Annotated in this window: 11 protein-coding genes; 1 reads left to right on the forward strand and 10 read right to left on the reverse strand. The window is 70.4% G+C overall.

Annotated features, from left to right (window positions below; genetic code table 11):
* The 5 genes from gatB to JWP54_RS17815 form a co-directional block, all read right to left on the reverse strand.
* On the reverse strand, positions 1–1,360 hold a 1,360-nt coding region (gene gatB, locus JWP54_RS16660; RefSeq protein ID WP_297374367.1), incomplete at its 3' end, for an Asp-tRNA(Asn)/Glu-tRNA(Gln) amidotransferase subunit GatB.
* Entirely contained in the window at positions 1,360–2,907 is a 1,548-nt protein-coding gene (gene gatA, locus JWP54_RS16665; RefSeq protein WP_297374369.1) for an Asp-tRNA(Asn)/Glu-tRNA(Gln) amidotransferase subunit GatA, read from the reverse strand. The genes gatA and gatB, both read right to left, overlap by 1 nt.
* 3 nt (positions 2,908–2,910) lie before the next feature.
* Positions 2,911–3,207 (reverse strand): Asp-tRNA(Asn)/Glu-tRNA(Gln) amidotransferase subunit GatC, encoded by a 297-nt coding sequence (gatC, locus tag JWP54_RS16670; protein ID WP_297374372.1) that lies wholly within the window; start codon positions 3,205–3,207, stop codon positions 2,911–2,913.
* Between the two features lie 36 nt (positions 3,208–3,243).
* Positions 3,244–4,605, reverse strand: a complete 1,362-nt coding sequence (locus JWP54_RS16675) for an alpha/beta hydrolase (RefSeq protein ID WP_297374375.1) — start codon at positions 4,603–4,605, stop codon at positions 3,244–3,246.
* A gap of 263 nt (positions 4,606–4,868) precedes the next feature.
* Positions 4,869–5,000 (reverse strand): DUF2087 domain-containing protein, encoded by a 132-nt coding sequence (locus tag JWP54_RS17815; RefSeq protein ID WP_367274236.1) that lies wholly within the window; start codon positions 4,998–5,000, stop codon positions 4,869–4,871.
* Positions 5,001–5,065: 65 nt separating this feature from the next.
* Between JWP54_RS17815 and JWP54_RS16680 the strand changes: the two genes are divergently transcribed.
* The gene (locus JWP54_RS16680; protein ID WP_297374378.1) at positions 5,066–6,094 is read left to right on the forward strand and encodes an NADPH:quinone reductase; all 1,029 of its coding nucleotides are present in this window, start codon (positions 5,066–5,068) and stop codon (positions 6,092–6,094) included.
* A gap of 89 nt (positions 6,095–6,183) precedes the next feature.
* Here the strand turns inward: JWP54_RS16680 and JWP54_RS16685 are convergent, their stop codons facing one another.
* The 5 genes from JWP54_RS16685 to JWP54_RS16705 form a co-directional block, all read right to left on the reverse strand.
* Positions 6,184–6,414: a hypothetical protein gene (locus tag JWP54_RS16685; RefSeq protein ID WP_297374381.1), complete on the reverse strand. Its 231-nt coding sequence runs from the start codon at positions 6,412–6,414 to the stop codon at positions 6,184–6,186.
* 144 nt (positions 6,415–6,558) lie between these two features.
* Positions 6,559–7,215, reverse strand: a complete 657-nt coding sequence (locus tag JWP54_RS16690; RefSeq protein WP_297374384.1) for a GNAT family N-acetyltransferase — start codon at positions 7,213–7,215, stop codon at positions 6,559–6,561.
* A 59-nt stretch (positions 7,216–7,274) separates the two neighbouring features.
* Complete coding sequence (gene ligA, locus JWP54_RS16695; RefSeq protein WP_297374387.1) at positions 7,275–9,569, reverse strand: NAD-dependent DNA ligase LigA; 2,295 nt, start codon at positions 9,567–9,569, stop codon at positions 7,275–7,277.
* A complete protein-coding gene (gene mnmA / locus JWP54_RS16700; RefSeq protein WP_297374390.1) occupies positions 9,562–10,761 on the reverse strand; it encodes a tRNA 2-thiouridine(34) synthase MnmA in 1,200 nt (399 codons plus the stop codon). Before mnmA ends, ligA begins: the two co-directional genes overlap by 8 nt.
* Positions 10,762–10,764: 3 nt before the next feature.
* Positions 10,765–11,958 carry a cysteine desulfurase family protein gene (locus JWP54_RS16705; protein ID WP_297374393.1) on the reverse strand — a complete coding sequence of 398 codons (1,194 nt, stop codon included), beginning with the start codon at positions 11,956–11,958 and terminating at the stop codon, positions 10,765–10,767.
* Positions 11,959–11,960: the final 2 nt, after the last annotated feature.

The following is an 11,960-nucleotide window of genomic DNA, read 5'->3' on the forward strand; positions in this document are numbered from 1 at the left end:
GCGAGGCGAGTGCCTGGTCGATGGCCGCGATGAGCGCACCGTCGTCGCTGACGACGGCGAGTCCGCGGCTGGCCACGACCTCACTCGGGGTGCCCTCACCGGCGATGACGCCTTCGAGCACCTGACGGGCCAGGCGGTCGGTCAGGGTGCCGTCGGTGATCAGTTCGATCAGCGCGGCGACCTGCACCGGTGTCACGAGGCTGTCCGCGGAGACGCCGGCCGCATTGGCGAGCCGGGCGATCTCGCCGGTCCACCACTTGCGGGCGGCCTGGGCGGGAGCTCCCGCGGCGATCGTGGCCTCGAGCACGTCGAGGAGGTCGGAGTTGACGACATCCTGGAACTCCAGGTTGACAAAGCCCCAGTCGGCCTGCAGACGCTTGCGGCGGGCCGCGGGCGGCTCGGGCAGGGTGGCGCGCAGCTCTTCGACCCAGGCGCGCGACGGGGCGACGGGCACCAGGTCGGGCTCGGGGAAGTAGCGGTAGTCATCCGCGTCACTCTTGGGCCGGCCGGCGGAGGTGACACCGGTGTCTTCGTGCCAGTGCCGGGTCTCCTGCGTGATGGTGCCCCCGGCGGTGAGCAGTGCGGCCTGACGCTGGATCTCGTAACGCACGGCGCGTTCGACGCTGCGCAGGGAGTTGACGTTCTTGGTCTCGGTGCGGGTGCCCAGGATGTTCGAGCCGCGGGGGCGGAGCGACACGTTCGCGTCGCAACGTACGTTGCCCTCTTCCATGCGCGCGTTGGAGACGCCGAGCGCTTTGACGATCTCGCGGATGGCGGCGACGTAGGTCTTGCCGATCTCCGGGGCGTCGGCCTCCGCACCCTCGATCATCTGGGTGACGATCTCCACCAGCGGCACGCCGCCACGGTTGTAGTCCACCAACGAGTAGTCGGCGCCCTGGATGCGTCCGGCCGCGCCGCCCATGTGGGTGAGCTTGCCGGCGTCGTCCTCCATGTGCGCGCGCTCGATGTCGACCGTGACCTGGCGGCCGCTCTCCAGCTCGATGGTGAGCTGGCCGTTGAACGCGATCGGCTCGTCATACTGCGACGTCTGGAAGTTCTTCGCGGTGTCGGGGTAGAAGTAGTTCTTGCGGGCGAACCGGCTGGTCTCGGCGATCTCGCAGCCGAGCGCCAGGCCTAAGCGGATAGAGGACTCGATGGCCTGGCGGTTCACCTGCGGCAGTCCGCCGGGCAGGCCCAGGCAGGTGGGGCAGGTGTTGGTGTTGGCGCCGGAGCCGAACTCATTGGCGCAGCCGCAGAACATCTTGGTCTTGGTGTTGAGTTCGACGTGCACCTCGAAGCCGAGCACCGGCTCGAACAGTTCGAGGGCTCTGTCGTAGTCCATCAATTCGGCCTGCTTCATCAGACGGCTCCCCCTTCGGTTGCGAACATTTCGGTGTTGGCCAGCGACGGCGCCTGGCTGAGCAGCGTGTGGCCCCAGTGCGCCTCGAGCAGCTGCTCGACGGCAGCGCCGAACGTGTACAGGCGGGCATCCGCCCGGGCGGGCGCCATCACCTGCAGGCCAACCGGCAGGCCGTCTTCGGGTGCGAGGCCCATCGGCAGGCTCATGCCGGGGATGCCGGCGAGGTTGGCCGGGATGGTGGTGATGTCGTTCAGGTACATCGCCATCGGGTCTTCGGTTTTCTCGCCGAACTTGAACGCCGTGGTGGGCGCGGTCGGCGACACGAGCAGGTCGACCTTGTCGAATGCCGCGGCGAAGTCGCGCTGGATGAGGGTGCGCACCTTCTGGGCGCTGCCGTAGTAAGCGTCGTAGTAGCCGGCGCTGAGGGCGTAGGTGCCCAGGATGATGCGGCGTTTGACCTCGGGGCCGAACCCGACGTCGCGGGTGGCGGCCATGACCCGTTCGCTGGTCAGCGGCCCGTCTTCGGGGTTGACCCGGATGCCGAAGCGCACGGAGTCGAACCGGGCCAGGTTGCTGGAGGCCTCGGCGGGCAGGATCAGGTAGTACGCGGACACCGCGTACTCGAAGTTCGGGGCGCTCACTTCACTGACGATCGCTCCGGCCGCTGACAGCAGGGCCAGGGTCTCTTCGAAGCGCTGCTTGACGCCGGCCTGGAAGCCGGCGCCGTTGAGCTCCTTAATCACGCCGACCCGGACGCCCTTGAGGGCACCGTCCGCAAGGCCGGCCTGGGCGGCGGCGGTCATCGACGGCCACGCATCCGTCAGCGAGGTGGAGTCGAGCGGGTCGTGGCCGCCGATGACATCGTGCAGCAGGGCTGCGTCGAGCACCGTGCGGGTGACGGGGCCGACCTGGTCCAGCGAGGAGGCCAGCGCGATGGCGCCGTAACGTGACACGCCGCCGTAGGTGGGCTTGACGCCGACGGAGCCGGTGACGGCGGCGGGCTGGCGGATGGAGCCGCCGGTGTCGCTGCCGAGCGCGAGGGGCGCCTCGAACGCGGCGACGGCGGCCGCGGAGCCACCGCCTGAGCCGCCGGGGATGCGGTCAAGGTCCCACGGGTTGTGGGTGGGGCCGTACGCGGAGAGCTCAGTGGAGGAGCCCATCGCGAACTCGTCCAGGTTGGTCTTGCCGAGCGGGATCAGGTCGGCGTCACGGATGCGGCGCACCACGGTTGCGTCGTACGGCGGGATCCAGCCCTCGAGGATCTTCGACCCGGAGGTGGAGGGCATATCGAGGGTCGCGAGAACGTCCTTGATGGCGATCGGCACGCCGGCCAGCGGGCCGAGCTTCTCACCGGCGGCGCGGCGGGCATCCACCCGGGCGGCGGTGGCCAGGGCTGCGTCGCGGGCAACGTGCAGGAACGCGTGCACGTCGGGTTCGACGGCGTCGATGTGGTCGAGGTGCGCCCGGGTGACGTCGACGGAGCTGACCGAGCCGTCGGCCAGCAGGCCGGCCAGCGCGGCGGCGGTCTGGGTGATGAGACTGGTCACGGGTTACTCCTCGTCCAGGATGGCGGGCACGCGGAACTTGTCGCCGGCACGGTCGGGGGCGCCGGAGAGGGCCTGCTCGACGGTGAGCGACGGCACGACGACGTCATCGCGGAACACGTTGGTCAGCGGCATCGGGTGACTGGTCGCCGGAACGTCGGGGGTCGCGACTTCGGCCACCTTGGCGACGGAGTCGACGATCTGGCCCAGTTCGATCGTGAGCCGATCGATTTCGGCCGAGCTGAGGTCGATCCGGGCGAGGTTGGCCAGGTGGGCCACCTGCTCGGCCGTGATTTCAGACATGAAACTCCCAAGAAAATCGAAGTGGAAGCTTCAAGTCTATTCAGTGTCGCCGGTGACCAGTTCCGCGGTGTCGGTACCGATCAACGCCATGTTGTGCAGCGACTCGCTGCCGGGCTTGAAATAGTCGTTATGACCCACGGACGCGGTGAGGGCGGCACCGGTGACGGTGTCGGTGCCGCCATGCACGCCGAGCACCCTGGCACCGTAGGACGCGGCCCCCGGGTCGCTGCCGAAGAACGCCGAGTTGACTGCCGGGTCCCAGTCGGCCTTGCCGACGAACACGTTCCCGTCGGCGACCTTGAGCTTGGCGGCCGACTGGATGGCGCTGCCCGGCGATCCCACGACGACGAGCGCGTCGATCTCGGCCGAACCCTTCGCCAGCGCGAGGAGCGAAACGGTCGAGCCGTAGGAATGCGCGAACACCGTGACGAACGGTTGATCACCCCCGCGCGTGGCGCGCACGCCTGCCCAGGAGGTTTCGAGGAAATCGGCGCCGGCTTCGGCCCGCTCGAGCCCGCCGACGGAGAAGAGGTCGGGCGCTTCGTAGCCGATCCAGGCGATGGTGGCGAGGGTGGGCGCGCCGGTGGCCGCCGCCTTCGGCGTGCCGGCACCCGTCACGCGCAGGGTCGCGGTTGCCGCCAACCCGGTACCGGCGGATGCCGTGGTGGTGGTGGCTGCGGCGCCGGAGGCATTCTCGGCGAGCACGGCGAGTTCTTCCCGGTAGAGGTCGTCGGCGACCGCGGTCCAGTTGACCATTTGCGGCTGGACCTGGTAGTTCATGCCGGGGACGAGGTAGCCGATGTAATCGGCGGTGTCGGGGTTCCCCAGGGCGATGGCGGCGCGGCCGGTGCCGGCGGTGTCGAGCAGGATCAGGCTGCGCTTGGGCCCGTCGTCGCTGGCCTGCAACGCCTCGGACACCTGGTCGAGCATCGCGACCTCACTGGTGAGCCGCCGCCGCTCCTCCGCCGTGAGGACGCCGTCGAGGGCACGCGTGGCCTCGACCAGGGACTCGCGCAGGTAAGCCTCGTTCGCCCGGCTGCGCTGGGCCAGCGGCACCCCGTCGAGGTTGCCGACCAGGCGCGGTGTCGCGGCGGCGAGGGAGGCACGCTGGGCAGGGTCCAACATCGTCCACCAGGCCGTCACCACGGTGGCTTCCGGCGGGCTGGTCAACAGGGAGTCGATGTGGGTGGGGTATTCGGCGGCGAAGGCGGCCACGTCGGCGAGGGGCAGCTGAGCCAGACCGACGAGCAGGTTGGTCCCGGTCATGCTGTGGATCGAGGCGAGGTCGACATCGACGGATGCCGCCGGCAGCTGCTCCAACTGGGCCAGAACCGTCGACGGTCCTGCGTTGCTCTGCCGGTCGGAGAGACGGCCGGACACGCTCTGATAGAGACTCATATTCGAGGATTCGGGCATGGCAGTGGTCGCGCCCGCCCCCATGAGGGACAGCGAGAGCGTCGCCACTACAGCGGTCTCGAACAGCACGACGGGTCCCGTCCCCTCCCGAACGACGATTAGTTGGCCGACTTGGCTCCCCTGGCAAGTCCTGCAAGGCTCAGCCTAGCGATTCCGGGTACCCTGCTGCGCCCCTTTAACAGGGCTGGTCGGGCTGTTTAGGCGTATTTCTGCTCGCAGTGTTTCGGTCGTGTTTCCGAACCCTGTCAAATCACCTCCGCCGGCGCCGACGGAGGCGCGTCTCGGCGGCGGTAGGCGGTGCCGGACGGGGTGCGTTCCAGCAGCTGGCCATCCACGAGATAGCGGCGCCGCCAGTCGTTGGACCTGCTCGAGGGCAGGACTCACCAGGGCCGGTTCGGCGCCGGCCGGGAAGCATCAGGCCGCCGCGGGCGTTGTCGGTGGCATGAGAGCGATCGTCTATACCGAGACCGGGGAACCGTCCGTCCTGCAACTGGTGGAGCGCGAGGTGCCGCAGCCGGGCGCCGGGGAGGTGCGGGTGCGGGTTGTCGTGTCCGGGGTGAACCCCACCGATTGGAAGTCCCGGCGCGGCCAGGGCATCGTGGGTGCGAGCGTCACCGAGGTCGTCCCCAACCAGGACGGCGCCGGCGTGGTCGACGCGGTCGGGGCCGGCGTGACCGAGTTCGCCCTCGGCGACCGGGTCTGGCTGCACTTGGCCGCCTACCAGCGCCAGAGCGGCACCGCGCAGGAGTTCGCCGTGCTGCCGGTGAACCGGGTCGCGCCGTTGGCGGACGCGGTCGGCTTCGACGTCGGTGCCAGCCTCGGGGTGCCGGCGATGACGGCGCACCGTGCCCTGACCGTGGAAGAGGACGGCCCGGCCCGGCTATCCCCGGGGGCGCTGGCCGGTCGCACCGTGCTGGTCGCCGGGGGCGCCGGCGCGGTCGGGCACGCGGCCATCCAGCTGGCCCGGTGGGCGGGCGCGAGGGTGATCACCACGGTGAGCGGCGCCACGAAGGCGACCTTGGCCACCGCCGCGGGTGCCCACCACGTCGTCGTGTACACCGAGGGGAACCCGGCGGAGCAGATCCGTGCCCTCGCCCCGGACGGGGTGAACCTGATCGTGGAGGTGGCGCCCGCGGTGAACGCCGAACTCGACGCGGCCGTGGTCGCGCCCCGGGCATCCGTCGCGATCTACGCCACGGATGGCGGCGGCCGCATCACCCTGAACGCGTCACCGAACATGGGCGGCAATGTGCGCTACCAGTTCATCCTGTTGTATACGGTGGGCCAGGCAGCCCTGGACGCGGCCAGAGCGGATGTCAGTGCCGCGGCCGCGGCGGGCGTCTTCGCGGTGGGCGAGGCCGCCGGTCTGCCCTTGCACCGGTTCCCGCTCGAGCGCACCGCCGACGCCCACGCGGCCGTGGAAGCGGGCGTGGTCGGCAAGGTGCTCATCGACGTGGCACCCCCGGCCTGACCGGCACAACTGTTGCCGCTGCGGACAACTGTGCCCGGTGCGCCGGGACCAGTTGTCCGCTCGGGTAACAGTTGCAGTTGGACAGGCGGTCAGAAAAGCAGACTGGCGCCAACCAGCGCCGCGATGACCACGGCCACGGCGAGCAGCAGGCCCGCCGACCGGCCGACCCGGCGGCGACTGACCGTGCCCGGGCGGAACGCCGAGCGGGACATCCGGTCCAAATTGGGGAAGAGAGCCTGGAACGGCTGCTCACCCCGCTCCAGCGGCTGCGGGGCGGTGGGTTCGCCGGTCGGTCGGTCATCATCCGTGACGTGGGCCATGCCCGCAGCCTAGCCGGGACTTTCCCGCCACAACTGTTGCCGGTGCGGACATGTGCGCCCGGTGCGCCGGCAACAGTTGTCCGCATCGGCAACAGTTGCCGGCTGGGCACCGACGCACCGGGCGCGGCTCCCGCACCGAGCGGGCTAAGCGGTCAGCCCCAGGAAGGCCCGGAGCGGACGCACCCCCTCGACCCTGAGCTCGTGGTCGGCCCGGTTCAGGTCCTCGGGCGTCAGGACCAAACGCTGGTTCAGGGCCAGGTTCTCGCCACGCCGGGTCATCCGCGTGACACCGTTCTCGCGGTAGCCGACCTTCCGTGACACCGCGAGAGACGCCGAGTTGTCCAGGAAGGCGCCGGAGGTGATCTCCGCCGCCCCGAGGTGGTCGAACATGAAGGCGCAGATCGCCTGGCGCATCAGGGTGCCGATCCCGCGCCCCTGGTGCTCCGCGCCGAGCCACGAGCCCGTCTCGCCCGTTCGGGTCACCGGGTAGTCCCGGGCCGAGACGCCCTGGCAGCCGACAGCGACGCCGTCCACCCGCACCACGGTTTCGAGGCTCCAGGAGGCGGGCGTCATCGCGGCGCGCTGCGCCCAGTGGAACTGGAGGAACCGCAGCCGCACTTCGTCTGGTGTTCCCACGGTCCAGGGCACGAAGAACGGCATCTGGTCGGGCGGGTGGATGCCGGACTGCGCCAGGGCCACGAGTTCGGGTAGATCCGCATCCCGCACCGGCGACAGCGTCACCGGTCCGTATTCGATCGTCAGCCCGAACGGTGGCCACAGTTTCTCGAGCGGTTGGATCATGACACCAACCTAGGCGAGCGCTCCGGTCCCACGCTCACTTCCAGAGATCGCAGGGGGGGTTACTCGGTGTCGAGGCCGGCCGTAGGCTCGGCGGTGGCGGCATCCGCCGGCACCGCGTCGGGCAGGCCGGCCGGGCCGTGCTCGAGCAGCAGCCGGAACTGGTCGGCGTCGATGATGCGCACGCCCAGGGCCTCCGCCTTGGCCAGTTTGGAACCCGCGCCGGGGCCGGCGGCCACGAAATCGGTCTTCTTCGACACGCTGGAAGCGTTCTTGCCGCCCGCGGCGAGGATCGCCTCGGAAGCACCCTCCCTCGTGAAGCCTTCGAGCGACCCCGTCGCCACGACGGTGAGGCCGGTCAGGACTCCCCCGGCCGCGGCGGCCGCACCGGGTCCCGGGTGCCCCGGGGTGCTGAACTGCACGCCGGCGGCGGCCCAGCGGTCCACGATCTCGCGGTGCCAGTCCACCTCGAACCAGTCGATCACGGCGTCGGCGATAATGCCGCCCACCCCGTCGACCTCGGCGAGCTCGTCGCGGGTGGCCGACCGGATCGCATCCAACGACCCGAAGTAATTCGCCAGGGCCCTGGCGGCCACCGGTCCCACATGACGGATGTTCAGCGACACCAGGATGCGCGCCAACGGTTTTGTCTTGGCCAGTTCGATCTCGTTGATGAGCTTCACGGCGTTGGAGGACGGCTGCGGCCCCTGGCGACCGGCCTTTTTCTCGGCCGCGGTGGGGTTCCGGCGGAACGGGCTGCGCTGGCGGACAGTGCCGTCCTCGTCCTCCCGGGGCAGGCCGGTCTCGGCGTCCCGCACCACCACTGTGATCGGCAGCAGGTCGTCGATGGTGAGCTCGAACAGGCCCGCCTCGGTGTCCAGTGGCGGCGTCTCCGGGACCGTCGGCTGGGTGAGCGCGGCGGCGGTGACCTCGCCGAGCACCTCGATGTCCAGGGCGCCGCGGGAGCCGATGTGCTCGACGCGGCCGCGAACCTGAGCCGGGCAGCTGCGCGCGTTCGGGCAGCGCAGGTCGATGTCGCCCTCCTTGGCGGCCTTCAGCGGGGTGCTGCAGACCGGGCAGTCCTCCGGCATCACGAACTCGCGTTCGGTGCCGTCCCGCAGCTCCACGACCGGGCCGAGGACCTCGGGGATCACGTCACCCGCCTTCCGCAGCACGACGGTGTCGCCGATGAGCACACCCTTGGCGTGCACGACGTCCTGGTTGTGCAGGGTGGCCTGGCGCACGACGGAGCCGGCGACCCGCACGGGTTCCATCACGGCGAACGGGGTGGCCCGGCCGGTGCGGCCGACGCTCACCACGATGTCCAGCAGCTTGGTGTTCACCTGTTCCGGCGGGTACTTGTAGGCGATCGCCCAGCGCGGGGCCCGGTTCGTGGCGCCGAGTTCGTCGTGCAGGGCCAGTTCGTCGACCTTGACCACGATGCCGTCGATCTCGTGCTCGACGCTGGCCCGGTGCTCGCCGTAGTACGCGATGAACGCGGATGCGCCGGCGGCGGTCGCCTCGACCTTGTAGTGGGTGCTGGTGGGCAGGCCCCAGCCCGCGAGCAGCTCATACACCGCGGACTGGCTCTCGGCGCCGGGCTGCTCCCAGGCGCCGATGCCGTGCACGAGCATCCGCAGCCGGCCGAGCCGGGCCTTCATGAGGGCGAGCTGGTCGGCGTTCTTGCTCTCGGCCTTCTGGCGGAGCGACCCGCTGGCGGCGTTTCGCGGGTTGGCGAACACGCGCTCCCCCGCTGCGCTCTGGGCGGCGTTGAGTTCGCGGAAGGCCTCGACGGGGAAGAAGACCTCGCCTCGCACCTCCATCAACGGCGGATGGCCGGTGCCCGACAAGCGGGCCGGGATGCCGGGGACCAGGGCGATGTTCTCGGTGACGTCCTCGCCGACCACGCCGTCGCCGCGGGTGGCGGCGCTGACCAATACCCCGTCGAGGTAGCGCAGGTTGATGGCCAGGCCGTCGATCTTGAGCTCGCACAGGTAGTGCACGGCACGGCCGGCGCCCAGTTCGACCTTGGCCGCCCACGCCTCGAACTCCTCGATCGAGAACACGTTGTCGAGGCTGAGCATCCGCTCGGCGTGCTGCACCGGGTCGAACAGGGTGGTCTCGGCCCGGCCGCCCACGGTCTGGGTGGGGCTGTCCTGGCTGGCCAGTTCGGGAAAGAGACGCTCCAGTTCCTCGAGCCGGTGGATCAGCTGGTCGTAGTCGGCGTCGGAGAGCACACTGGCGTTTTTCTCGTAATAGGCGTCGCGGGCCTCGAGGATGCGGGTGGTGAGGCCGGCGGCTTCCTCACCGGCGTCGGCCAGCGCGGCGGCCGGTGATGCTCCCGTCGCGTCAGGCATGGATCGTCGCGGAGTCGGCGGGAACCATGCCTGCACCGTCATCGACGGCACCGACCGGCACCGCACTGACGGTGCGATCGATGGTGCACTGGCCGAGCACCCGGGTGCCCACGTAGACCACGGCGGTCTGGCCGGGCGCCACGCCGTTCAGCGGCAGGGTCGGGATGATGCGCAGCTCCGTGTGCTCCTGAACCGGAGGCGTCGCGGTCGGGTCGGCCGGCACGGTGATCACCTGCGCCACGGCGGGCTCCGGGTCGGCGTGGGCGCGGATCTGAACGTCGCAGGCGAACTCCACCTCGGGGCGCTCGGGAGCCAGACCAGCCCAGGTGAACTTGGTGCCGGCGATCTCCCTGATGGCCAGGGCCTCCTTGGGGCCGACGACCACGGTGTTGGACACCGGGCGTACCTCGAGCACGAACCGGGGCTTGCCGTCGGCGGCGGGCGTGCCGATGGAGAGGCCCTTGCGCTGGCCCACCGTAAACGCCACGGCGCCCGCGTGTTCGCCGAGCTTGTTGCCCTCTCGGTCCAGGATGTCGCCGGTCGCCGGGGCGACCCGCTCGCCGAGCCAGCCGCGGGTGTCGCCGTCGGGGATGAAGCAGATGTCGTAGGAGTCCGGCTTGTTCGCCACCGAGAAGCCGCGTTCGGCGGCCTCGGCACGCACCTCGGCTTTGGACGGCGTGGCGCCCAGCGGGAACATCGAGTGCGCGAGTTGCTCCTTGGTGAGCACGCCGAGCACGTAGGACTGGTCCTTCGCCCAGGCGCTGGCCCGGTGCAGTTCCCGGTTGCCGTCGGCATCCGTCACGATCGAGGCGTAGTGGCCGGTGCAGACCGCGTCGAAGCCGAGGGCCATGGCCTTCTCCAGCAGGGCGGCGAACTTGATTTTCTCGTTGCAGCGCATGCACGGGTTGGGCGTACGGCCGGCGGCGTACTCGGCGATGAAGTCGTCGACCACGTCGAGCTTGAACCGCTCCGAGAAATCCCACACGTAGTACGGGATGCCGATGATGTTGGCCGCCCGTTGGGCGTCCATCGAATCCTCGACGGTGCAGCAGCCGCGGCTGCCGGTACGGAGCGTGCCGGGCATGCGCGACAGGGCCAGGTGCACCCCGACCACCTCGTGCCCTGCCTCGACCGCGCGGGCTGCGGCCACGGCGGAATCCACCCCACCGCTCATTGCTGCCAGAATCTTCACTGGTTAAGTGTACGCACGCGGCGCCGAGTCGGCCAGTCCCGCGCCGATCGCCTGCGACCAGGCGGCCGGAAGCGCCCTGACCAGGGCGTCCACGTCCGCCTGGCTGGAGGTGCGGCCCAGCGTGATGCGCAGGGCACTGCGAGCCTCCGCTTCGGTGCGGCCCATGGCGCGCAACACGTGCGAGGGTTCCGGGATGCCGGCCTGGCAGGCCGACCCGGTGGAGACGGACACCCCGGCGACGTCGAGCAGGAACAGGAGCGAGTCCCCCTCGCAGCCGGGGAAGGTGAAGTGGGCGTTGCCGGGCAGCCGGCCGGCCGGGTCAGGGTCGCCGTTGAGTACGGCGGAGGGCACCGCGGCGCGGACTCCTGCGATCACGTTGTCGCGCAGCACTGCCAGGCGCCGGTTCTCGACGGACAGGTCCGCGGTCATCGCTGTGGCCGCCACGGCGAAGGAGACCGCGGCCGCCACGTCCTGGGTGCCGCTGCGCACCTGGCGCTGCTGACCGCCGCCGTGGATCAACGGCACGACGGTGGCGGTGCGCGACAGCACCAGTGCGCCGATGCCCACCGGCCCGCCGATCTTGTGCGCCGAGACGCTCAGCGCCGAGACCCCGACGGCGTGCAGGGCGGCGAAGTCGATGGGAGCGTGCCCGTACGCGGAGATGGCGTCGACGTGCACGGGGATGCCGTGGGCCGCGGCGAGCGCCGCCACCTGCTCGATCGGCTGCAGCGTGCCCACTTCGTTGTTGGCGGCGAGCAGGGTCACCAGGGCCACGTCCGTCGGGTCCTGCCTGATCGCCGCTTCGAGGGCGGCGAGGTCGATGCGGCCGAGGGCGTCCAACGGAATCCACTGCACCCGGGCGCCCTCCTGCTGGGCAAGCCATTCGACGGTGTCGACGGTGGCATGGTGCTCACCGCCGGGCACGAGGATGCGGGTGCGGGGCGCCCGGGCCCAGTACAGGCCCTTGATAGCGAGGTTGACCGATTCCGTGCCGCTGCCGGTGAAGACGATCTCGATGGGATCGGAGTGCACACTGGCGGCGACCCGTTCCCGGGCCTCCTCGAGCATCCGTTTGGCGTTCTGCCCCTGGCTGTGGATGGACGCCGGATTGCCGACGACGGCCATCGCTTCCGCGTATGCCGTGATGGCGGCCGGCAGCATGGGAGCCGTGGCCGCGTGGTCGAGATAGACCGACATTT

It is taken from the genome of Cryobacterium sp. (genome assembly GCF_025463825.1).
GTDB lineage: Bacteria > Actinomycetota > Actinomycetes > Actinomycetales > Microbacteriaceae > Cryobacterium.